Origin of the sequence: Pseudomonas sp. NY11955 (assembly GCF_048068035.1) — a bacterium.
Lineage (GTDB): Bacteria > Pseudomonadota > Gammaproteobacteria > Pseudomonadales > Pseudomonadaceae > Aquipseudomonas.
On record NZ_JBLUPS010000002.1, the window covers coordinates 390,752 to 412,478 of the forward strand.

The window sequence follows — 21,727 nt, forward strand, 5'->3', positions numbered from 1 at the left end:
ATCCTGTGGGAGCGGGCGTGCCCGCGAACAGGTCCAAACTGCACGGGCGACAGGCGGAGGATTGACAACCCTTAAGGCACGGGGAATACTCACGAAAAATTCATATATATGTTTATATAACAAGACGAGAGCGAGACCCATGCACCCATTGACCGGTGATGCTCGACTGCCCCGCTACCAACAACTGCGCGACCACATGGTCGAGCAGATCGCCAACAATCGCTGGCGCCCGGGCGAAGCGATCCCGACCGAAGCCGCCCTGGCTACCGAGTTCGACATGTCGGTCGGCACCGTGCGCAAGGCTGTAGACGTGCTGGTGGCCGAAGGCGTGCTGGAACGCCAGCAGGGCCGCGGCACTTTTATCCGCCGCCCACAGTTCCAGTCTTCGCTGTTCCGCTTCTTCCGCTTCGAGGCCGCCAATGGCGAGCGCGTGGTGCCGGAAAGCCGCATCCTGTCCATCGAGCCGCTGGCAGCGCCGTCGGCGGTGGCCGAGGCTCTGGGCCTGGCGCTCGAAACCGAAGTGATCCGCATCGTTCGTACCCGTCTGCTCGGCGCCCAGCCCGTGCTGGCTGAGGAAATCTGGTTGCCGCGCCAGACCTTCCAGCCGCTGCTGGATGTGGAACTGAACAGCAAGGGCCCGCTGCTTTACCCGATCTACGAAGAACTGTGCGGCCAGGTAGTCGCCTACGCCGAAGAGACCTTGACCGCCGAAGCGGTCGACGCGGTGCATGGCCGCCTGCTGCAACTGCCCGCCGACAGCCCGGTGGTGGTGATCGAGCGCCTGGCCCGTGACTACGCCGGCAAGCCGCTGGAATGGCGCCGCTCGCGCGGCCATGCGCAGCACTTCCGCTACCGCATCGACATCCGCTAAGCCGGCCGCTTCACCCCTGTTACCCGTCTGCGCCGTTTTGCCACGGCGCAGTGGCTTCGCCTGCCCGTAACACACACTAGAAGGATAACAATCATGTTCAGTTGGTATCGCCAGATCACCTCACGGGAACGCAAGACGTTCTGGGCCTGCTTCGGCGGCTGGTCGCTCGACGCACTGGAAGTGCAGATGTTCGGCTTGGCCATCCCCGCGCTGATCGCCGCGTTTTCCCTGACCAAGGGCGACGCAGGCCTGATCAGTGGCCTGACCCTGGTGACCTCGGCGATCGGTGGCTGGCTGGGTGGCACGCTGTCCGACCGCTATGGCCGCGTGCGGACCCTGCAATGGATGATTCTCTGGTTCTCCTTCTTTACCTTCCTTTCGGCGTTCGTCACCGGCTTCTACCCGCTGCTGTTCGTCAAGGCCATGCAAGGCTTCGGCATCGGTGGCGAATGGGCGGCCGGCGCGGTACTGATGGCCGAAACCATCAACCCGAAGTATCGCGGCAAAGTCATGGGCACGGTGCAGAGCGCCTGGGCCGTGGGTTGGGGCCTGGCGGTGGCGCTGTTCACGTTGATCTACTCGCTGGTGCCGCAGGAGTTCGCCTGGCGGGTGATGTTCTTCGTCGGCCTGCTGCCGTCGCTGCTGATCATCTGGGTACGCCGCAATGTGCCTGAGCCGGACAGCTTCCAGCGCCTGCAGAAAGAAAACGCCATCCCCACCAGCTTCCTGCAGTCGATGGCTGGCATCTTCCGCCCGGAACTGCTGCGCGTGACCCTGCTCGGTGGTTTGCTCGGCCTGGGGGCCCACGGTGGCTATCACGCGGTGATGACCTGGTTGCCGACCTTCCTGAAAACCGAACGTCATCTTTCGGTGCTGAACTCCGGTGGTTACCTGGCGGTGATCATCCTGGCCTTCTGGTGCGGTTGCGTGGTCAGTGGCCTGCTGATCGACCGCATCGGCAGGCGCAAGAACATCCTGCTGTTCGCCCTGTGCTGCGTGCTGACCGTGCAAGCCTACGTGTTCTTCCCGCTGACCAATACCCAGATGCTGTTCCTCGGCTTCCCGCTGGGCTTCTTCGCTGCCGGCATCCCGGCCAGCCTGGGCGCGTTCTTCAATGAACTGTACCCGGCCGATGTGCGTGGTGCCGGGGTGGGCTTTTGCTACAACTTCGGTCGCGTGCTGTCGGCGGTGTTCCCGTTCCTGGTCGGGCACATGAGTGAGTCGATGTCGCTGGGCAGTGCCATCGGCATCGATGCTGGCATCGCCTATGGCGTGGCGGTGATCGCTGCCCTGTGCCTGCCGGAAACCCGTGGCCGTAACCTTGAATCCGCACCCGCGCCGGAAATGACCGTTGCTGCCGCCAAGTAACCTGACCTTGTTTGTATGAGAACCATGCCCGACGCTCCTGCTTTACACCTGACTGCCATCGACAGCCACGCCCACGTATTCAGCCGTGGGTTGAACCTGGCCAGCGTGCGGCGTTATGCGCCCAGCTACGATGCACCGCTGGGCGACTACCTGGGCCAGTTGCTGGCCCATGGTTTCAGCCATGGCGTGCTGGTTCAGCCCAGCTTCCTCGGTACCGACAACCAATACCTGCTCAGCGCCTTGCAGACCGCGCCGGGGCAACTGCGCGGGGTGGTGATGCTGGAGCGCGATGTCGAGCGGGGGACGCTGGACGAAATGGCCCGGTTGGGGGTGAGGGGTGTGCGCTTGAACCTCATGGGGCAGGGCTTGCCTGACCTGACCGGCGCCGAATGGCGGCCGCTGTTGGAGCGCATTGGCGAGCAGGGCTGGCACCTGGAGTTGCATCGGCAAGTGGCCGACATACCCGCGTTGGTGCGGGCGCTCGAACCCTATGGGCTGGACGTGGTGATCGACCATTTTGGCCGGCCCGATGCCCGCCGTGGCCTTGGTCAACCGGGGTTCGCCGAACTGCTGACCCTGGGCGGGCGGGGCAAGGTTTGGGTGAAGGTGTCTGGTATCTACCGGCTGGAAGGCTCGCCCGAGGAAAACCTTGCATTCGCCCGTCAGGCGCTATGCGCCCTGGAGGCGCACTACGGCGCCGAGCGGTTGATGTGGGGCAGTGACTGGCCGCATACCCAGCATGAATCGGCCGTGAGTTTCGGTACCGCTGTCGAACAGTTCGAGGCCCTGGGCTGTTCGACGCAGTTGCGCCGGGCCTTGTTGCTGGATACCGCGCGGGCATTGTTCGGTTTCGAGTGAGGCAGCATCTGTTCTGAAAAGTCGGCTTGCCAGGCAACGCATTTCCCATGCAGATTTGTGGCCTGACGCGCCCGGCGCGCCTCCAATTGAAAAGCCCTCAGGACCATGGACGATGAGTCACTCCTCGCAATTCACCTTGCTCGGCAAGCGGCGCTTCCTGCCGTTTTTCATCACCCAGTCGCTGGGTGCCTTCAACGACAACCTGTTCAAGCAGTCGCTGATTCTGGCGATCCTGTTCAAGCTCAGCCTGGGCGACGGTGACCGATCGATCTGGGTCAACTTGTGCGCCTTGCTGTTCATCTTGCCGTTCTTCCTGTTCTCGGCGCTGGGCGGGCAGTTTGGCGAAAAGTTCGCCAAGGACGCGTTGATCCGTGCGATCAAACTGGCCGAGATCGCGATCATGGCGGTCGGTGCGCTGGGCTTCATCACCAACCACCTGGCGCTGATGCTGGTGGCGCTGTTTGGCATGGGCACCCACTCGGCGCTGTTTGGCCCGGTGAAGTACTCGATCTTGCCGCAAGCCCTGCGTGAAGAGGAGTTGGTGGGCGGCAATGGCCTGGTGGAAACCGGCACCTTCCTCGCCATCCTCGCCGGCACCATCGGCGCCGGGGTGATGATGTCGGCCGACAGTTACGCCTCGGTGGTGGCCGGTGGCGTGGTCGGCACGGCGGTGCTCGGCTACCTGGCCAGCCGCTGGATCCCCCGCGCCGCCGCCGCATCGCCGCACATGCCACTGGACTGGAACATCTTCAAGCAGTCGTGGGCGATTCTGCGCATGGGCCTGGGCCAGCCGCCGGCGGTGTCGCGCTCGATCGTCGGTAACTCGTGGTTCTGGTTCGTCGGCGCCATCTACCTTACGCAGATCCCGGCCTACGCCAAGGACTGGCTGCACGGTGATGGCACCGTGGTGACCCTGGTACTGACGCTGTTCTCGGTGGGCATCGCCCTGGGTTCGTTGCTGTGCGAACGCCTTAGCGGGCGCAAGGTGGAGATCGGCCTGGTGCCGTTCGGCTCGTTCGGCCTGACCCTGTTCGGCCTGCTGTGGTGGTGGCACTCCGGGGATGTACCGGCTGCGGCGGCGCCGCACGACTGGCTGGCGCTGTTGGGCATGAGCCAGGCCTGGTGGATCCTGCTGTCGATCGTCGGCCTGGGCGTGTTCGGCGGCTTCTATATCGTGCCGCTGTATGCGCTGATCCAGGCGCGTACGGCCGAAGACCAACGCGCCCGGGTGATCGCGGCCAACAACATCCTCAATGCCCTGTTCATGGTGGTGTCGGCGCTGCTCACCATCGTCCTGCTTGGCCTGGCCGAGCTGAGCATCCCGCAGTTGTTCCTGGTGGTGTCCTTGCTCAACATCGCCGTCAACGCCTACATCTTCAGGATCGTGCCCGAGTTCACCATGCGCTTCCTGATCTGGCTGCTCAGCCATTCGATGTACCGCGTGCAGCACCGCGACCTTGAGCGCATTCCCGATGAAGGCGCGGCACTGTTGGTGTGCAACCACGTTTCGTTCGTCGATGCGCTGCTGCTGGGCGGGGCAATCCGCCGGCCGATTCGCTTTGTCATGTACTACAAGATCTACAACCTGCCGGTGCTCAACTTCGTGTTCCGCACCGCTGGCGCCATTCCGATTGCCGGGCGCAACGAAGACCAGGCTACCTATGAGCGCGCCTTCGCGCGGATTGCCGAGTACCTGGCCGAGGGTGAGCTGGTGTGCATCTTCCCGGAAGGCAAGCTGACCGGTGATGGTGAGATCGATGTGTTCAAAGGCGGCGTCAACCGCATTCTCGAAGAAACGCCGGTGCCGGTGATTCCGCTGGCCTTGCAGGGGCTGTGGGGCAGCTTCTTCAGCCGCGACCCGGCCAAGGGTTGGTTCAAGCGCCTATGGTCGCGGGTGACCATCGTGGCCGGCGCCGCCATCCCGGTGGAGGCAGCGCAGCCAGAGGCATTGCGTGAGCAGGTCAGCCGCTTGCGCGGCAACCAGCGTTAGGAGGGGTTAGCTGGCGCTGACTTTCAGGCCGACCAGGCCGGTAATGATCAGCGCCACGCTGACCAGGCGCACCAGCGCCATCGACTCACCGAACAGGATAATGCCGGCGATCACCGTGCCCACGGCACCGACGCCAGTCCAGATGGCGTAGGCGGTGCCCAGCGGCAGCTCTTTCATGGCCAGGCCCAGCAGGCCCAGGCTGATGACCATGGCGCCGACGGTGAGTACGGTGGGAATCGGCTTGCTGAAGCCGTCGGTGTATTTCAGGCCGACGGCCCAGCCGACCTCGAACAGGCCGGCGAAGAACAGGATGATCCAGGACATGAGAGTGTCTCCATCGTTTGAAGGATGGGGCCGTCCCCGGAATGGTCACGCGGTGCGTCGTGAGGTCGTCCTCACAGTGAGCACTATGGTGCACACCTGAAGGTTTCAGGGCAAGCCTGTGCGGGCCGGTTCCACTGCTTCGGCCTCCACCGCAGGCTCATCCATGCGCCGGAACCAGGTCGACAACAGCGCCCCGGAAATATTGTGCCAAACACTGAACAAGGCACTCGGCACCGCCGCCAAGGGCGAGAAGTGCGCTGCCGCCAGTGCTGCCCCCAACCCCGAGTTCTGCATGCCCACCTCCAGCGCCAGCGACTTGCGCTGGGCCAGCGGCAGCTTGCACAGTTTGCCGGTGAGGTACCCCAGCAGATAGCCGAAGCTGTTGTGCAGCATCACCACCGCCATGATCAGCAGCCCCGACTCGGCGATTTTCGCCTGGCTGGCCGCCACCACTGCGCACACGATCATCACGATGCTCACCACCGACACCAGTGGTAGTACCTGAACCGCCGTCTGCACGCGGGCACCGAGCAAGCGCTGGGCCACTACGCCGAGCACGATCGGCAACATCACCAACTGCAGGATCGACCAGAACATGTCCATGAAGGACACCGGCAACCAGGCCGAGGCCAGGAACCAGATCAGCGCCGGGGTCAGCAGCGGCGCCAGCAGGGTGGTGACCGCAGCGATTGCCACGGCCAGCGCCAGGTCGCCACGCGACAGCCAGACCATCACGTTCGATGCCGTGCCGCTTGGGCAGCAGCCAACCAGGATCACGCCCACGGCAATTTCCGGCGGCAGGTGGAACAGCTGGCACAGCAGCCAGGCCATGCCCGGCATGATCACGAAGTGCGCGACCACCCCCAGCATCACCCGCCAGGGCTGGCGGGCGAGGGCGGCGAAGTCGTCGAGCTTGAGGGTAAGGCCCATGCCGAACATCACCAGCCCCAGCAGCGGCACGATGGCCACCTTGAGGGCGATGAACCATTGCGGTTGCAGGAAGGCCAGCACGGCGAACACCAGCACCCACAGGGCGAAGGTATTGCCGACGAAGCGGCTTAAGGCGGCGAGGGCACGCATGGGGGCAATTCCTTTTCTATTTATAGCTCTGTCGGTTTTACTGGCCTCTTCGCGGGCAAGCCCGCGAAGAGGCCGGCACAAGCAGCACAAGACAGTTGCTCCCACAGGTATTTCACAGTTTTCAGATTCTGTGGAGATCCTGTGGGAGCGGGCTTGCCCGCGAAGAGGCCGGTACTGGCGAAACATCACTTTCAGGCCAGCACCGGCATTTCAAAACACATCAGACCCCTTGCGGAATCTCTTCCCCACCCAGCGCTTCGAACAGCACCGGCAGGAACTCGGCAAAGGTCATCATCATCAGCTGGAAGCTGGCGTCGAATTGCTGCGCAGCCTCGTCGCCACCGTCCTGCTCGGCCTGCTCCTGCAGCAGCTCTTCGAACTTCAGGCGCTTGATGACCATCTTGTCGTCGAGAATGAACGACAGCTTGTCCTGCCAGGCCAGGGCCAGCTGGGTCACTACCTTGCCAGTGCTCAGGTGCAGCTGGATTTCCTCACCGGTCAGGTCCTGGCGCTTGCAGCGCACGATACCGCCGTCTTCGGCGGTGTCACGCAGCTCGCATTCGTCCAGCACGTAGAAGCCTTCGGCGGCTTGCTGCGACTTGACCCAGTCGGTCATGGTGGCGGTTGGCGCAATCTTCACCGTGGCCGGGCGTACGGGCAGCGAGCCCATGACTTCACGCAGGGTCGACAACAGGTCTTCGGCACGCTTGGCGCTGGCTGAGTTGACCAGGATAACGCCCAGGCGTGGGGCGATGGCGGCGAAGATCATCGAGCGGCGGATGAACGCGCGCGGCAGGAAGGCCTGGATGATTTCGTCCTTGATCTGGTCGCGTTCCTTTTTATAGACCTTGCGCATTTGCTCGGTCTCGATCTCTTCGACCTTTTCCTTGACCGCGTCGTTGACCACGCTGCTCGGCAGGATGCGTTCTTCCTTGCGTGCGGCAATCAGCAGGTACTCGCCGCTGACATGCACCAGGGGAGCGTCTTCGCCTTTGCCGAACGGCGCGACGAAACCATAGGTGGTCAGCTCCTGGCTGGCGCAAGGGCGGGCCGGCTTGCTGGCCAGGGCGGCTTCCAGCGCTTCAGGCTCGAACGGAACTTCCTGGGTCAGGCGGTAGGTCAGCAGGTTCTTGAACCACATGAGGGGCAATCTCTCCTTAATGCATAAGGCGGGCATTATTCTCCGTGCGCAGATCTGAGGCCAGCCCTGTCACAGGGCCAGCAGTGATCAATGCGCAAAAGAAATGCCCGGCAACGCTAGGTCTTTGAAAGGGCTAAGTTTTTTTTTGAGAAAAGTTAAAAAAGTGCTTGCCAGGGTGCAGGGCCGTCCGTAGAATGCGCGCCACACCGAGACGAAGGGTGATTAGCTCAGCCGGGAGAGCATCTGCCTTACAAGCAGAGGGTCGGCGGTTCGATCCCGTCATCACCCACCACTCGATGTATAGCGCAGCGGTAGTTCAGTCGGTTAGAATACCGGCCTGTCACGCCGGGGGTCGCGGGTTCGAGTCCCGTCCGCTGCGCCATATTCCACTTCCAGGGCCCACTGAACACCCGGAAGTAACAGAGAAAGCGACCTTAGGGTCGCTTTTTTTGTGCCTGCATTTTGCTGTTTGATCTAATTTTGAAAAAACTTCGATAAGTGCTTGCCAGAGCGCAAAGTCGCCCGTAGAATGCGCGCCACACCGAGAGACATGGGTGATTAGCTCAGCCGGGAGAGCATCTGCCTTACAAGCAGAGGGTCGGCGGTTCGATCCCGTCATCACCCACCACTCGATGTATAGCGCAGCGGTAGTTCAGTCGGTTAGAATACCGGCCTGTCACGCCGGGGGTCGCGGGTTCGAGTCCCGTCCGCTGCGCCATATTCCACTTCCAGGGCCCACTGAACACCCGGAAGTAACAAAGAAAGCGACCTTAGGGTCGCTTTTTTTGTGCCTGCTGTTTCAGTGTCGGCGCTCTTCTTCGCGCAACGTCAGCACTTCAAAGCCCTCTTCGGTCACCGCTACGGTATGTTCCCACTGTGCCGACAGGCTGTGGTCGCGGGTAATCACCGTCCAGCCATCCTTCAGTTCGCGCGTGCCACGCCCACCCTGGTTGATCATCGGCTCGATGGTAAACACCATGCCCGGCTTGAGCTTCATGCCCATGCCGCGCTGGCCGATGTGCAGCACCTCGGGCCCTTCATGCATCTGCTGGCCAATGCCGTGCCCGCAGTACTCGCGCACCACGCTATACCCTGCAGCCTCGGCATGGGCCTGCACGGCATGGCCGATATCGCCCAGCGTTGCCCCAGGGCGCACCTGCTCGATGCCTTTCCACAGTGCGTCGTAGGTGGTGTCGACCAGCCGCCGAGCTTCATCGCTGATGGTTCCGATGCCGTACATCTTCGACGAATCGGCAATGTAGCCACCCTGTTCCAGGGTGATGTCGACGTTGATGATCGAGCCTTCCTTGAGCACTTCATCGACCTTGGGTATGCCGTGGCACACCACGTGGTCCACCGAGGTATTGAGCGAGTAGGGGAAGCCGTACTGGCCTTTGCTCGCTGGCCGCGCTTTCAGCGTATCTACGATGAACGCCTCGGCGCGGTCGTTGATCTGCATGGTGGTGACACCAGGGCGGATAAAGCTGTCGAGGTCGGCGAACACCTGGGCCAGCAGCTGGCCGGCGCGGCGCATCAGGTCGAGTTGGGCGGGGGTCTTGAGGATCACCTGAGACATAGGGGGAGGGCAGTTGCTCATGCTGGAATGTGCCCCAGCATAGCGCCTGTAGCGGCGGGGTTGCCACCGTATGGTGCGTCGCCTCTAAGGCATGCGCGGAATCTGTAGGAGCAGCCTTGTGCTGCGAAGAGGTCGGTATGGCTGGAGACCCTCTTTGGCTGTAATGGCCTCTTCGCAGCACAAGGCTGCTCCTACAGGCAAGGCGCCGACCGGAAGGGTTGCGCTGTACCTGTGGGCGCTGGCTTGCCGGCGATAGGACCAGTGCAGCTGGCCCATTAATTGCTGATTCACCTGCATCCCGGGCTATCAACGTCGACAGCCCACAAAACCTCACGACAAAGGCGCCGTGTTGCCCCGCTTGCTCCAGCAAGCCAGGGCAGCCGGCGCCTTTTGCGTTTCCCACAGGAGCCCGCCCATGGCCAACAGCGAAGTACGCAGCGTCTGCCCCTACTGTGGCGTGGGCTGCGGCATCGTCATGAGCGTTGCCGATGGCAAGGTCGGCAAGATCAGCGGCGACAAGCAGCACCCCAGCAACTTCGGTCGCCTGTGCACCAAAGGCCTCACCGCACACCTGCCGTTGAGCGCAGCCGGGCGCATGGCCGATGCCTATGTGCGCCAGCAACGCAGCCAGCCGCCGGTGCGTACCAGCATGGACCAGGCCATCACCGACACCGCCATGCGCCTGCGCGGCATCATCGACCAGCACGGCCCGGACGCCGTCGCGCTGTACGTGTCCGGGCAGATGTCGCTGGAAGCCCAGTACCTTGCCAACAAGCTGGCCAAGGGCTTTATCCGTACCCGCCACATCGAGTCCAACTCGCGCTTGTGCATGGCCAGTGCCGGCAGTGGCTACAAGCTGTCGCTTGGTGCCGACGGCCCACCTGGCAGCTACCAGGACTTCGAGCATGCCGATGTATTCCTGGTCATCGGCGCCAACATGGCTGACTGCCACCCCATCCTGTTCCTGCGCCTGCTGGACCGGGTCAAGGCCGGGGCCAGGCTGATCGTGGTCGACCCACGGCGCAGCGCCACCGCCGACAAAGCTGACCTGTTCCTGCAGGTACGCCCCGGCAGCGACATGGCCTTGCTCAACGGCCTGTTGCATTTGCTGCAGCGCAACGGCCACACCAACCCCGACTTCATCGCCCGCCACACCGAAGGCTGGGACGAACTGCCGCCCTTGCTCGACGACTACACCCCCGAGCGCGTAGCCGCCATCACCGGGCTGGCCGTGGCCGATATCATCAAGGCCGCCGACTGGATTGGCAGCGCCAGCAACTGGATGAGCTGCTGGACCATGGGCCTGAACCAGAGCGTCCATGGCACCTGGCACAGCAACGCCATCTGCAACCTGCACCTTGCCACAGGCGCCATCTGCCGCCCCGGTAGCGGCCCGTTCTCGCTGACCGGCCAGCCCAATGCCATGGGCGGACGCGAGATGGGCTACATGGGGCCCGGCCTGCCAGGCCAGCGCTCAGCGTTGGTGGCAACCGACCGCGCCTTTGTCGAGCAGCAGTGGCAACTGGCGCCGGGCAGCCTGCGCACTGAAGGCGGTGAGGGCACTGTGGCGCTGTTCGAGCAGATGAAGACCGGTGAAGTGAAAGCCTGCTGGGTCATTTGCAGCAACCCGGTGGCCAGTGTCGCCAACCGCCAGCAAGTGATCGACGGCCTGCGCCAGGCCGAACTGGTGATTACCCAGGACGCCTTCCTCGACACCGAAACCAACCGCTACGCCGACATCCTGCTGCCGGCCGCGCTATGGGCCGAAGGCGAGGGGGTGATGATCAACAGCGAGCGCAACTTGACGCTGATGGCGCGCGCCGTCGAACCGCCGGGGCAAAGCCTGCCCGACTGGCAGATCATTGCCCGCGTGGCCTGTGCCATGGGCTACGCCGACGCCTTCGAATACCCCGATGCCGAAGCGGTATACGAGGAAATCCGCCGCTTTCATAACCCCGCAACCGGCTACGATTTGCGCGGCATCGGTTACCCAGCGCTGCGCCAGCAACCGCATCAATGGCCCAGCGCCCCAGGCCGCAGCAACGATCGCAGCCCCTTGCGTTACCTCAACGACGGCAGCAGCCAGGCGCTACTGCTGGATGCCCAGGGAGGGCGGCCGGCACTGGTCTTCCCGACCGCCAGCGGCAAGGCACGCTTCTTTGCCCGGCCCTGGCTGCCGGCACCGGAGTTGCCGGATGACGACTACCCCATGGTGCTCAATACCGGCCGTGTGCAGCATCAATGGCACACCCTGACCAAGACCGGCAAGGTACCGGCGCTGAACAAGCTGGAGCCCGGTCCCTTTGTCGAGATCCATCCCGAAGATGCTGCCCGGCTGGGCGTGGCTGAAAAGGACCAAGTGGCCATTCGCTCGCGACGTGGTCAAGCCGTGCTGCCGGCGCGCATCAGTGACCGTGTCATGCCGGGCAACTGCTTTGCACCGTTTCACTGGAACGACCTGATTGGCGAACAGTTGGCAATCAATGCCGTGACCTGCGATGCGGTTGACCCGCTGTCGCTGCAGCCTGCCTTCAAACACTGCGCCGTGGCCCTGGAGCGGGTCGCCGGCGAGCGCATCGACGCCCTCGATCTGAACACTGCCACGCCGGAGCCTATCCGTATGCCGACTGCCACCCTGTCCCGACTGCTTGGCCTGGACACCCTGCCGGCCCCGGTGCTGGCCGAGGAAGAGCGCCACTACCTGCAAGGTTTCTTGCTGGGCTTGGGCCAAGCTCCCACCGAGGGCGTGCCCTGTCTGCCGGCCAGTGCGCCGCTGGCTGTCAACCGCCGGCTATTCGTCGATGGCTTGCTGGCCGGGCTGTTCGCCCAGCCTGCGCCCACGCCCATTGCGGCCCTGGCAGCGCCACGGCACCAGGTGCTGTGGGCCTCGCAGACGGGTAACGGCGAGCTGCTGGCCGAACGCTGTGCCGAGCGTTTGCGCGGTGCCGGTTTGAACGTGCAACTCAGCTGCCTGGAGGCAGTCAGCCCAAGCCAGTTGCAGGGCGCTGCCAGTGTGGTGTTGATTGCCAGCACCTTTGGCGATGGCGATGCACCCGATAGCGCGTCGGCGTTCTGGCAGGCGTTGCAGGGCGAGGAGGGCGCCCAGTGCGCCGAGCTGCCCTATGCCGTGTTGGCCCTGGGCGATTCCAGTTACGACCAGTTCTGCGGTTTTGGCCGCAAGCTCGACCAGCGTCTGGCCGAGCTAGGTGCGCGGCGCCTGCTGCAACGGGTGGACTGCGAGCCGGATTTTGATGAAGCCTTCGCTGGCTGGCTCGACGCGTTGCTTGCCACGCTGGGCAGTAACCCGGCACCACTACCGGCCAGTGAGCCTGCACCTGTGGCGGCCTACAGCAAGCAGCATCCCTGGGCTGCCACCTTGCTGGAAAACCGCCTGCTCAATGGCCCTGGTGCCAGCAAGGAAACCCGCCAGCTGGTCTTCGACCTGAGCGGTAGCGGCTTCACCTACGCCGCCGGTGATGCCCTGGGCGTGTGGTCGCGCAACTGCCCGGCCCTGGTGGAAGAGCTGCTGACGCTGATGCAGCTCGATGGCCAGGCCATGGTCGAGCTGAAAGGCCAGCCCGCCATGCCGCTGGCCGAAGCCCTGCAAGCGCATTTGGAAATTGCCAAGGTCACTGGGCCGCAACTGCAGGCATTTGCTGGCAATGCGCCCGAACTGCGGCGCCTGCTGCAACCCGAGTGCAAGGCCGAGCTGCAGGACTGGTTGTGGGGGCGGCAGTTGGTCGATGTACTGCACGCCTTCCCCCAGCAGTTGCCATTGGGCAGCTGGCTGGAGCTGCTCAAGCCGTTGCAACCGCGGCTCTACTCGATCAGCTCCAGTCCGCTGGCGCACCCGCAGCAGGTGCACCTGACTGTTTCCACGGTGCGTTATGGCGAACGTAAAGGTGTGTGTTCAAGCTTTCTAGCCGACCGTGCGCAGGCGCTCAAAGTGGCTATTTTTCCGCAGGCGTCGAAGCACTTTCGCCTGCCCGAGGACGACAACGTGCCGGTAATCATGGTTGGCCCTGGTACGGGTATTGCGCCGTTTCGCGCCTTCCTCGAAGAACGAGAGGCGCGGGGGGCGAAAGGCGGCAACTGGCTGTTCTTTGGCGAGCAGTACGCGGCAACCGACTTCTATTACCGGGAACAACTGCAGGCCTGGCAGGCAGCGGGGCACCTGCGGCTGGACACGGCATTCTCGCGCGACCAGGTAGAGAAGATTTATGTGCAGCAGCGCATGCTCGAACAGGGGGCGCAGTTGTGGCAGTGGCTGGAGGCGGGTGCTTACTTCTATGTGTGCGGTGATGCCCAGCGCATGGCCAAGGATGTGGATGCAGCGTTACGTGAAGTCATTGCCGTGCATGGGAAGGTGGATGCGGATGCCTATGTCGACGCACTGAACAAGGCCAAGCGGTATCGGCGCGATGTCTACTGAGTGCACCGGGATGGGCTGCTGTGCACCCCGCTTGTGCGTTTTGATCGCCTGTGCCGGCCTCTTCGCAGCACAAGGCTGCTCCTACAGGTGAGCGCGATACCTGTAGGAGCAGCCTTGTGCTGCGAAGAGGCCGGCAAAGGTAAAGCAATTGGCACAGTCCCTGCTTTATCTCCAATACAACAAGCCCCGCTGATCAACGGCGATCAACCCGGGCCCCTACCGTGATGAATACAGGCAAAGGCGCCTGGAGCTTCGGCTCCAGGCGCTTTTTTTTTGATCGAGGATCGGCTTATGAAGGCAGCAGTGAGCAGCGGGCAACGAGAGCGACTGGTCATCGTCGGCAACGGCATGGTCGGCCACCATTGCGTCGAACAACTGGTCAGCCATGGCGCCCAGCAGCGCTTCGAGGTACGGGTGTTCGGCGAAGAACGCCAACGCGCCTACGACCGCGTGCACCTGTCCGAATATTTCGGTGGCAGTTGTGCCGAAACCCTGGCCCTGTGCGAACAGGATTTCTACAACGCCAACGGCGTGCACCTGCACCTGGGTGAGGCTGTGCTGGAGATCGACCGCGAACGGTGCGAGGTGGTCACCGCCGAGGGCCGATACGGCTACGACCAACTGGTGCTGGCCACTGGGTCCTACCCCTTCGTACCTCCGATCGAAGGCTCCAGCGGCAATGCGCGGCTGGTGTACCGTACCCTGGACGACCTTGATGGCATTCGCGCTGCCGCAGCCGGTGCCCGTCGCGGCGTGGTAGTTGGCGGTGGCCTGCTCGGTCTGGAAGCGGCCAACGCCCTCAAGTCGCTGGGGCTGGAAGCCCACGTGGTGGAATTCGCCCCACGCTTGATGCCGGTACAGCTGGACGGCGAGGGCGGCGTCGCGCTCAAGGCGCAGATCGAAGCGCTGGGTGTGGGTGTGCACCTGTCACGTGCCACTCAGTCGATCAGCGACGGTGAAAGCTACCGCTATCGCATGAACTTCGACGGCGGCGAGCACCTGGAAGCCGACCTGATCGTGTTCTCCGCCGGTATCCGCCCACAGGATGCCTTGGGCAGAGCCTGCGGCCTGGAGATCGCAGCACGCGGCGGCGTGGTGATCGACAACCACTGCCGCAGCAGCGACTCGCGCATCTTTGCCATCGGCGAGTGCGCTGCATGGAACGGCAGCGTGTTCGGCCTGGTCGCCCCTGGCTATAGCATGGCGCGCAACCTGGCGGCGTTGCTGATGGGGGAGGCGGCGGTAGAGTTCACTGGCGCCGACATGTCGACCAAGCTCAAGTTGCTGGGTGTGGATGTCGGCTCGATCGGCGATGCCCATGGCGCCACCCCTGGCTCGCGCAGCTACCGCTTCATCGACGAGGCCAACAGCGCCTACCGGCGGTTGGTGGTGGATGCCAGCGGCAAGCATGTGCTCGGCGCGGTGCTGGTGGGCGACAACAGCTATTACGACACCCTGTTGCAGTATGCCCAGAACGGCATTGCCCTGCCGGCCGACCCGGCGGCGCTGATAGTGCCGCAAGGCGGTGGCGCACCCGCCTTGGGTGCTGACGCATTGCCCGACAGCGCGACCATCTGCTCCTGCCACAACGTCAGCAAGGGCGCGGTATGCGCGGCCATCGACAGCGGTTGCAGCGACCTTGCGGCGGTCAAGGGCTGCACCAAGGCGGCCAGCGGTTGCGGCGGTTGCGCGGCCTTGCTCAAGCAGGTGTTCGAGCATGAGCTGAGCGCCCGCGGCGTGGCGGTGGACAAGAGCCTGTGCGAGCACTTCGCCTACACCCGGCAGGAGCTTTACGGGCTGGTGCGGGTTGAGGGTATCCGCACCTTCGGCGAATTGCTCGAACGCCACGGCAAAGGCCACGTTGGTTGCGATATCTGCAAGCCGGCGGTGGGCAACATTCTGGCCTCGTGCTGGAACCAGCCGATCATGGACCCGGCGCTGGTGCCGCTGCAGGACACCAACGACACCTTCATGGCCAACATGCAAAAAAATGGCACCTACTCGGTGGTGCCGCGCATTCCGGGTGGTGAAATTACCCCCGACAAGCTCATCGTCATCGGCCAGGTGGCCAAGAAGTACGATTTGTACACCAAGATCACCGGCGGCCAGCGCATCGACCTGTTCGGTGCCCAGCTGCATGAGCTTCCGCTGATTTGGGGCGAGCTGATCGAAGCCGGCTTCGAAACCGGCCACGCCTATGGCAAGTCGACCCGCACGGTGAAGTCGTGCGTGGGCAGTACTTGGTGCCGTTACGGCGTGCAGGACAGCGTCGGCATGGCATTGCGTCTGGAAGACCGCTACAAGGGCCTGCGCAGCCCTCACAAGCTCAAGTTCGCCGTATCTGGCTGCACCCGCGAATGCGCCGAGGCGCAGAGCAAGGACATTGGCGTGATCGCCACCGACAAGGGCTGGAACCTGTACGTGTGCGGCAACGGCGGCATGCGCCCACGGCATGCCGAACTGTTTGCCACCGACCTTGATGATGAAACCCTGGTCCGCCTGATCGACCGCGTGCTGATGTTCTACATCCGCACCGCCGACAAGCTGCAGCGCACCTCGGTATGGCGCGAGAACCTGGAAGGTGGGCTGGATTACCTGAAGCAGGTGATCATCGAAGACAGCCTGGGGCTGGCCTGCGAGCTGGAAGCGCAGATGCAGCATGTGGTCGACCAGTACGAATGCGAATGGGCCAACGCCCTCAACGACCCGGAGAAGCTCAAGCGCTTCCGCACCTTCGTCAACGACCGGCGTGCCGACCCGGACGTGCACTTCGTGCGCGAACGCGAACAACGTCGGCCTGCTGCGCCGCTGCACCTGATCCCCACTGCCGAGGAGGCTGTCTAATGAAAGCTGCTGTGAAAACCCAAGAGAACTGGCAGGCGGTGTGCCAGGCGCAAGACCTGGTGGCCGACTCGGGGGTGGTGGTGTGGCTCGACGGGGTTCAGGTGGCGCTGTTCTACCTGCCAGGGCAGGCGCAGCCGCTGTACGCAGTGGGCAACCGCGACCCGCGCTCGGGCGCCAACATCATCGGCCGTGGGCTGGTGGGCAGTGTGCAGGGCGAGCTGGTGGTCGCGGCGCCGTTGTACAAGCAGCATTTCAGTCTGCAGAGCGGTGAATGCCTGGAGGATGCCGGGCAGCGACTGCGGGTGTGGCCGGTGCGCTTGAACGGTGAGGTGGTGGAATTGGCCGTCGCCTGAAGAATTATGGGGGGCCGGAAGCCGTACGCCGTCGTATTTGCATCGTTTGGGAGATCGAGCGCCGCCCGCGCGGCGCATCGCGAGCGAAGCTCGCTCCTACATTTGTTTCGGGCCAGTATCGCCCGTGACAGGCGCGCGCGACCGCCTTGTTTGCTCGACGCGATATCCAGTCATGCGCCAAGGCGTTCGCGCGCAAATCTCGCAGGCGTAATTGGCCCGAAACAGATGTAGGAGCGAGCTTCGCTCGCGATGCGCCGCGCGGGCGGCGCTCGATCTGCGCCCCAGCACAAATCCCAAGACAGTTACAACGCGGCCAATGCGTTAAGCTTGCCGCATGAACCTCGACACCCGCATCAAGTACCGCCACCTGCTGTGCTTCCTGGAGATTGCCCGGCAGGGCAGCCTGGCCAGGGCTGCCGACGTGCTTGCGATCAGCCAGCCGGCCATCTCCAAAACCCTCAAGGAACTCGAAGACCTGCTGGAAACGCGCCTGTTCGCGCGCAGCCGCCAAGGTGTCGAGCTGACCCCCGCCGGGACGCGCTTCATGCGTTATGCCGGGCCCAGCGTGCAGGCCCTGCGCGATGGCGTCAGTAGCTTGCGTAGCGAAGCGCGCTTGCCGTCACAGGTGCGTATTGGCGTGCTGTCCACGGTCGAGGGCCTGCTCATGCCCGAGGTGCTGTGCCGCCTGCACCAGCGCCATGAGGCGCTGGTGATCAGTGTGGTCACCGGGGTCAGTGCGCAGCTGCTCGGCCAATTGCACCTGGGCGAACTGGAGCTGGTGGTCGGGCGCATGACCGACAGCCCGCAGATCCAGGGCCTGTCGTTCGAGCACCTGTACAGCGAGTCGATGAGCCTGGTGGTACGCCCCGGCCACCCGCTGCTGGCCAGCACGCCGGTGGAGCGAGCCCTGGTGGGGCGCTACCCGTTGGTGTTGCCACCCGCGGGCACCACCATCCGCCAGCATGCCGACAGCCTGTTCGTGCAATGCGGCATCCAGATGCCGGCGCAGCGCCTTGAAACCTTGTCGCTGGCCCTGAGCCGGCGCTACCTGCTGGGCAGTGATGGATTGTGGGTGGCGCCACGCGACGCGGTGCTGCTGGACCTGCGCCGTGGCGAGCTGGTCGAGCTCGACCTGGGCGTGCGCGAGCCAGGCGGTTCGGTGGGTATCTGCCGCAATGCCGCCCTGCCGCAGAGCCTGCCGGGGCAGTGGGTGTGCGAGGTGCTGCGCGAGGTGGCAGGGGAGTACCGTGAGGGCAAGTATCCCTGAACACGGGCTTTTCAGAATCCAGCGAAATAAATCCCAGGCGTTACCGGGCAAAAATGGTACAACGGGTCAATACTGGCCAGTGGCTGCAAACACTTGCATGAATAAGCGTTTAACTACTGAACTTCCTTACTAAAACCCGCTCCTATGCCGGTAGCCATTGGTCATGGCCGCCTGCTAAGCTCGCGGCTTTACCCTGATTGCCCTCATGGCGCATGAACAAGGAAATAGCATGAAACAGCATCGTTTGGCGGCTGCGGTTGCCCTGGTAGGCCTGGTACTGGCTGGCTGTGATCAACAGGCCAGCAGCCCCGAGCTGAAGACTCCGGCGCAAAAAGCCTCCTACGGTATCGGCCTGAACATGGGCAAGAGCCTGGCTCAGGAAGGCATGGAAGACCTTGATTCGAAAGCAGTCGCCCTCGGCATCGAGGACGCTGTCAGCAAGAAAGAACAGCGCATCAAGGACGAAGAGCTGGTAGAAGCCTTCACCGCATTGCAAAAGCGCGCCGAGGAGCGCCTGGCCAAGGCCAGCGAAGAAGCCGCCTCCGCCGGCAAGAAGTTCCTCGAAGAAAACGCCAAGAAGCCAGGCGTGGTCACCACGGCCTCGGGCCTGCAGTACGAAGTGGTGAAGAAGGCCGACGGCCCGCAGCCCAAGCCGACTGACGTGGTCACTGTCCACTACGAAGGCAAGCTGATCGACGGCAAGGTATTCGACAGCTCGGTAGAGCGTGGCAGCCCGATCGACCTGCCGGTCAGCGGCGTGATCCCAGGCTGGGTCGAAGGCCTGCAACTGATGCATGTCGGCGAGAAGTACAAGCTGTTCATCCCGGCTGAACTGGCCTACGGCGCACAAAGCCCAAGCCCGCTGATCCCGGCCAACTCGGTACTGGTGTTCGACCTGGAACTGATCGCCATCAAGGACCCGGCCCAGCTGCAAGGTGGCGAGCCAGAAGCCGAAGCCCCCGCAGAAGCACCTGCCAAGTAACATTGGCTGGTTGTCGAAAACGCCCCGCATTGACGGGGCGTTTTCGTTTGTACGGTTGGACGAACCTGTAACAGCTGATACTGTCCGAGGAAGTGCAGCGTAAAGAAGCAGGGCGTTTTTGCCGCAAATCGTTTGCGACGTCAGTAGACGCGGTGTGAAACGGCTGTGTAAAAAACGCCCGATCTGACCGGGACCCTTGCCTGGCAGGCATCGGAGGTCAGAAAACTCGCCCTGTTCACAAGGTTATCCACAATAAATGTGGATAACCTTTTCTTCTCGGAGGCTCCATGAGCGCACCCTGGAATTTCGCCCGCTTCCTGCCCTTGGCCGAGCGCCTGCTCAGTCGCGGTCGGTTGCCGGCATTGCTGTTCGCGGTGGCGCGCAAAGGCCCGCGCCTCGGCCAACTGCGTGAAGATGTAAAACTGCTGCAGGCGTTGTGCCTGGCCTGGTGGCGTGGCGAGTACCGCGCCATCAGCCCAGGGGCACTGGTCACCATCGTGGCTGGCCTGCTGTACTTCGTCAGCCCCATCGATGCCATCCCCGACTGGCTGCTGGGGGTGGGGTTGCTCGATGACATCGCGGTGCTGGGTTGGGTACTGAAAACCGTGGCCGACGAGCTGGCGCGTTTCAAGGCCTGGCGCGATAGCCAGAAGCCCGAGCGACTGCGTGTGGTCGAGCGCCTGCCGGCCAACCCGCAAGCGCTGCAGCTGGAACGCAACACGCCATGAGGGCGGCCTGAACCTCCACTGCACCTCGACTGCACAGACCCCGGAGTTGGTAATATAATTGGCATAAGGGTTATGCCTACGGATTACATGCTGTAATCCTTTTTAAAGGGGTTTGTAATGGGTATTCAGGTCATCAGCCGGGACGGTCAGCCCGAGTATGCCGTCGTTCCCTGGGAGCAATACCAGGCGTTGCTCAAGGCTGCAGGGCAGGCACCCGCCGAGGTGGTTGCCCATGAAGCACAGGGCGTCGCTGCCAGTGCACCATTGCCGGCCTTCAGCGAAGTAGCCCGGATTCGCCAAGGCAAGGGCATTGCCCCTGAGCAGTTGGCGCGCAATGTCGGGGTGAGCCCGGCGTACCTGGCCATGATCGAATCGGGCGAGCGCCAGCCGGATGCTGCCATCCGTCGTGCCCTGGCCTGGCATTTGGGGGTGGCTGGCTGGAGCGAGCCATCATGAGCCAGGTCAGGATCAGCCGTCAGCACTGGGATAACCTGCTGGGCGAGCTAGACCTGGCCCGTCGTCAACGTCACTTGCTGACGTACCGAGCGCTGATCGAGCGCTTGCAACTGCCCAGCCCGGCCATGCAGACACTGACCGCCGCGCTGGAGTACCTGGCGGTGCTGGATGCCCGTGCCGAGCAGCCACTGCGCAGTTCGTTGGTGATCAGCCAGGGCGCCAGCCGGTTGCCGCGCACGGGTTTCTTCGAGTGTGTCGAGCGGTTGGGGCGGTTCACCGGGCCGGTCGATGGCATGGAGGCAGCGTCCTGGCATGCATCCGAGGTGGTTCGGGTGTTCGAGTACAGCTATCCCGAAACAGCTTGATCGAACTGCACAGCGCCAGCTTGTAGGAGCAGCCTTGTGCTGCGAAAGGGCCGGCAAGAGCAATGGGTAACTGTGGCTGTAATGGCCTCTTCGCAGCACAAGGCTGCTCCTACAGGACGCGGCGCAAGGGTCAAGATCCGTGCAGTGCTGGGGCAGGCAGTGCATCCCTGTGGATCAACCCACAACCCCTGCCATCGGCATCCACCACCTGCAATGCCTCCAGGTGCTGGTGCCGGCCAAACAGCTCCAGCAACTGCCCGATCGTGACATTCAACCGCACTGTTGGTTGCTCGGCCGGCGGTATGCTCATCAGCGGCGGTACCTCGCAAACCCCCTGTTCCTGTGGCCTTCCCAGCAGGTAGCCCTGTACCAGGTCCACACCCATCTCCCTCAGCACCGCCAGTTCTTGCGCCAGCTCGATACCTTCGGCAATCACCTGCGCCTTCGACGCCCGCGCAATCTGCAAAATCGAACCAACGAACTCGCGCTTGAGCGGGTCGCGGTGGATACCGTCGATGAAATGCCGGTCGATCTTCACGTATTCGGGCCGCAGCTCCGACCACAGGCGCAGGCTGGAATACCCCGCGCCCAAATCGTCGATGGCAATCGAGAAGCCCATGGCACGGTAATGGTGCAGGGCATTGGACAGCAGCTGGAAGTCGTCGGTGGGGGTGTGCTCGGTTAACTCGATCACCACCCGGCTGGGCGGCAGCCCGACCTGTTCGAGCAGCTTCAGGGTCAGGCCAGAGGGGTAGTGTGGCTCCAGCAGCGATTCGGGCGAGATGTTGAGAAACAGTTTGCCCTGCAGTTGCTGTTCACTGAAGCGTCGGCAGGCGCTTTCCCTGCAGGCGGCTTCCAGCTCGGTCAGGCGACCGGCCTGGCGGGCAATGGTAAACAGGTTCAGCGGCGCGTGCAGCGGGCTGTTGGACGGGCCGCGGCTCAGCGCTTCATGGCCGAACACCCGTTGCTCACTCAGGCACATGATCGGTTGGAACAGACTGTGAATACTGCGTTGAGCCAGGATGGCGCTCAAGGCACTGAGCTGTTCGGCAACGGTCATGAGGTAATCCTGAAAATGAAAGGGCCGGGCAT

Annotated in this window: 17 protein-coding genes and 4 tRNA genes; 16 read left to right on the forward strand and 5 right to left on the reverse strand. The window is 63.3% G+C overall.

Features of this window, described 5'->3' with window-relative positions; all coding sequences use genetic code 11:
* Positions 1-139 precede the first annotated feature (139 nt).
* From ACNFBR_RS04885 to ACNFBR_RS04900, 4 genes are all read left to right on the forward strand, one after another.
* Positions 140-871, forward strand: a complete 732-nt coding sequence (locus tag ACNFBR_RS04885; RefSeq protein ID WP_416733890.1) for a GntR family transcriptional regulator — start codon at positions 140-142, stop codon at positions 869-871.
* 93 nt (positions 872-964) lie between these two features.
* The gene (locus ACNFBR_RS04890) at positions 965-2,239 is read left to right on the forward strand and encodes an MFS transporter (protein ID WP_416733891.1); all 1,275 of its coding nucleotides are present in this window, start codon (positions 965-967) and stop codon (positions 2,237-2,239) included.
* Positions 2,240-2,263: 24 nt separating this feature from the next.
* Positions 2,264-3,097, forward strand: coding sequence for an amidohydrolase family protein (locus ACNFBR_RS04895; RefSeq protein ID WP_416733892.1), 834 nt, complete (start codon positions 2,264-2,266; stop codon positions 3,095-3,097).
* Positions 3,098-3,209: 112 nt separating this feature from the next.
* Positions 3,210-5,087, forward strand: coding sequence for a 1-acyl-sn-glycerol-3-phosphate acyltransferase (locus tag ACNFBR_RS04900; RefSeq protein WP_416733893.1), 1,878 nt, complete (start codon positions 3,210-3,212; stop codon positions 5,085-5,087).
* A gap of 6 nt (positions 5,088-5,093) precedes the next feature.
* Here the strand turns inward: ACNFBR_RS04900 and sugE are convergent, their stop codons facing one another.
* The 3 genes from sugE to rdgC form a co-directional block, all read right to left on the reverse strand.
* The gene (gene sugE / locus ACNFBR_RS04905) at positions 5,094-5,411 is read right to left on the reverse strand and encodes a quaternary ammonium compound efflux SMR transporter SugE (RefSeq protein WP_416733894.1); all 318 of its coding nucleotides are present in this window, start codon (positions 5,409-5,411) and stop codon (positions 5,094-5,096) included.
* Between the two features lie 105 nt (positions 5,412-5,516).
* Positions 5,517-6,491 (reverse strand): bile acid:sodium symporter family protein, encoded by a 975-nt coding sequence (locus ACNFBR_RS04910; RefSeq protein WP_416733895.1) that lies wholly within the window; start codon positions 6,489-6,491, stop codon positions 5,517-5,519.
* A gap of 220 nt (positions 6,492-6,711) precedes the next feature.
* The gene (gene rdgC, locus ACNFBR_RS04915; RefSeq protein WP_416733896.1) at positions 6,712-7,632 is read right to left on the reverse strand and encodes a recombination-associated protein RdgC; all 921 of its coding nucleotides are present in this window, start codon (positions 7,630-7,632) and stop codon (positions 6,712-6,714) included.
* Positions 7,633-7,848: 216 nt separating this feature from the next.
* On the opposite strand from rdgC, the gene ACNFBR_RS04920 reads away from it, so the two are divergent.
* From ACNFBR_RS04920 to ACNFBR_RS04935, 4 genes are all read left to right on the forward strand, one after another.
* Positions 7,849-7,924, forward strand: a tRNA-Val gene (locus tag ACNFBR_RS04920).
* 13 nt (positions 7,925-7,937) lie between these two features.
* Positions 7,938-8,014, forward strand: a tRNA-Asp gene (locus tag ACNFBR_RS04925).
* A 170-nt stretch (positions 8,015-8,184) separates the two neighbouring features.
* Positions 8,185-8,260 (forward strand) — tRNA-Val (locus tag ACNFBR_RS04930).
* A 13-nt stretch (positions 8,261-8,273) separates the two neighbouring features.
* A tRNA-Asp gene (locus tag ACNFBR_RS04935) sits at positions 8,274-8,350 on the forward strand.
* An 81-nt stretch (positions 8,351-8,431) separates the two neighbouring features.
* Here ACNFBR_RS04935 and map read toward each other — a convergent pair.
* Positions 8,432-9,229 (reverse strand): type I methionyl aminopeptidase, encoded by a 798-nt coding sequence (gene map, locus ACNFBR_RS04940; protein WP_416733897.1) that lies wholly within the window; start codon positions 9,227-9,229, stop codon positions 8,432-8,434.
* Positions 9,230-9,623: 394 nt separating this feature from the next.
* On the opposite strand from map, the gene ACNFBR_RS04945 reads away from it, so the two are divergent.
* The 8 genes from ACNFBR_RS04945 (at position 9,624) to ACNFBR_RS04980 (ending at position 20,635) form a co-directional block, all read left to right on the forward strand.
* On the forward strand, positions 9,624-13,640 hold the full coding sequence (locus tag ACNFBR_RS04945) for a molybdopterin-dependent oxidoreductase (protein ID WP_416733898.1): 4,017 nt from the start codon (positions 9,624-9,626) through the stop codon (positions 13,638-13,640).
* Positions 13,641-13,931: 291 nt separating this feature from the next.
* The gene (gene nirB, locus ACNFBR_RS04950; protein ID WP_416733899.1) at positions 13,932-16,484 is read left to right on the forward strand and encodes a nitrite reductase large subunit NirB; all 2,553 of its coding nucleotides are present in this window, start codon (positions 13,932-13,934) and stop codon (positions 16,482-16,484) included.
* A complete protein-coding gene (gene nirD / locus ACNFBR_RS04955) occupies positions 16,484-16,837 on the forward strand; it encodes a nitrite reductase small subunit NirD (RefSeq protein ID WP_416733900.1) in 354 nt (117 codons plus the stop codon). Before nirB ends, nirD begins: the two co-directional genes overlap by 1 nt.
* Before the next feature lie 334 nt (positions 16,838-17,171).
* Complete coding sequence (gene pcaQ, locus ACNFBR_RS04960) at positions 17,172-18,104, forward strand: pca operon transcription factor PcaQ (protein ID WP_416733901.1); 933 nt, start codon at positions 17,172-17,174, stop codon at positions 18,102-18,104.
* Between the two features lie 229 nt (positions 18,105-18,333).
* On the forward strand, positions 18,334-19,086 hold the full coding sequence (locus ACNFBR_RS04965; RefSeq protein ID WP_416733902.1) for an FKBP-type peptidyl-prolyl cis-trans isomerase: 753 nt from the start codon (positions 18,334-18,336) through the stop codon (positions 19,084-19,086).
* Positions 19,087-19,373: 287 nt separating this feature from the next.
* Positions 19,374-19,814, forward strand: coding sequence for a YkvA family protein (locus ACNFBR_RS04970; protein ID WP_416733903.1), 441 nt, complete (start codon positions 19,374-19,376; stop codon positions 19,812-19,814).
* 117 nt (positions 19,815-19,931) lie between these two features.
* Positions 19,932-20,270, forward strand: a complete 339-nt coding sequence (locus tag ACNFBR_RS04975; RefSeq protein ID WP_416733904.1) for a helix-turn-helix domain-containing protein — start codon at positions 19,932-19,934, stop codon at positions 20,268-20,270.
* Positions 20,267-20,635: a hypothetical protein gene (locus ACNFBR_RS04980; RefSeq protein WP_003252539.1), complete on the forward strand. Its 369-nt coding sequence runs from the start codon at positions 20,267-20,269 to the stop codon at positions 20,633-20,635. The genes ACNFBR_RS04975 and ACNFBR_RS04980 overlap by 4 nt, the downstream gene beginning before the upstream one ends.
* A gap of 130 nt (positions 20,636-20,765) precedes the next feature.
* On the opposite strand, the gene ACNFBR_RS04985 is transcribed toward ACNFBR_RS04980, so the two are convergent.
* Positions 20,766-21,695, reverse strand: a complete 930-nt coding sequence (locus tag ACNFBR_RS04985) for an EAL domain-containing protein (RefSeq protein WP_416733905.1) — start codon at positions 21,693-21,695, stop codon at positions 20,766-20,768.
* Positions 21,696-21,727 lie beyond the last annotated feature (32 nt).

Bases quoted from the DNA above. Each gene is read 5' to 3' on its own strand.
- ACNFBR_RS04895 (WP_416733892.1), top strand. From the start codon at position 2,264: ATGCCCGACGCTCCTGCTTTACACCTGACTGCCATCGACAGCCACGCC.
- sugE (WP_416733894.1), bottom strand. From the start codon at position 5,411: ATGTCCTGGATCATCCTGTTCTTCGCCGGCCTGTTCGAGGTCGGCTGG.
- ACNFBR_RS04910 (WP_416733895.1), bottom strand. From the start codon at position 6,491: ATGCGTGCCCTCGCCGCCTTAAGCCGCTTCGTCGGCAATACCTTCGCC.
- ACNFBR_RS04970 (WP_416733903.1), top strand. From the start codon at position 19,374: ATGAGCGCACCCTGGAATTTCGCCCGCTTCCTGCCCTTGGCCGAGCGC.
- rdgC (WP_416733896.1), bottom strand. From the start codon at position 7,632: ATGTGGTTCAAGAACCTGCTGACCTACCGCCTGACCCAGGAAGTTCCG.
- ACNFBR_RS04945 (WP_416733898.1), top strand. From the start codon at position 9,624: ATGGCCAACAGCGAAGTACGCAGCGTCTGCCCCTACTGTGGCGTGGGC.
- nirD (WP_416733900.1), top strand. From the start codon at position 16,484: ATGAAAGCTGCTGTGAAAACCCAAGAGAACTGGCAGGCGGTGTGCCAG.
- ACNFBR_RS04900 (WP_416733893.1), top strand. From the start codon at position 3,210: ATGAGTCACTCCTCGCAATTCACCTTGCTCGGCAAGCGGCGCTTCCTG.
- ACNFBR_RS04975 (WP_416733904.1), top strand. From the start codon at position 19,932: ATGGGTATTCAGGTCATCAGCCGGGACGGTCAGCCCGAGTATGCCGTC.
- ACNFBR_RS04890 (WP_416733891.1), top strand. From the start codon at position 965: ATGTTCAGTTGGTATCGCCAGATCACCTCACGGGAACGCAAGACGTTC.
- ACNFBR_RS04985 (WP_416733905.1), bottom strand. From the start codon at position 21,695: ATGACCGTTGCCGAACAGCTCAGTGCCTTGAGCGCCATCCTGGCTCAA.
- ACNFBR_RS04980 (WP_003252539.1), top strand. From the start codon at position 20,267: ATGAGCCAGGTCAGGATCAGCCGTCAGCACTGGGATAACCTGCTGGGC.
- ACNFBR_RS04885 (WP_416733890.1), top strand. From the start codon at position 140: ATGCACCCATTGACCGGTGATGCTCGACTGCCCCGCTACCAACAACTG.
- pcaQ (WP_416733901.1), top strand. From the start codon at position 17,172: ATGAACCTCGACACCCGCATCAAGTACCGCCACCTGCTGTGCTTCCTG.
- nirB (WP_416733899.1), top strand. From the start codon at position 13,932: ATGAAGGCAGCAGTGAGCAGCGGGCAACGAGAGCGACTGGTCATCGTC.
- map (WP_416733897.1), bottom strand. From the start codon at position 9,229: ATGAGCAACTGCCCTCCCCCTATGTCTCAGGTGATCCTCAAGACCCCC.
- ACNFBR_RS04965 (WP_416733902.1), top strand. From the start codon at position 18,334: ATGAAACAGCATCGTTTGGCGGCTGCGGTTGCCCTGGTAGGCCTGGTA.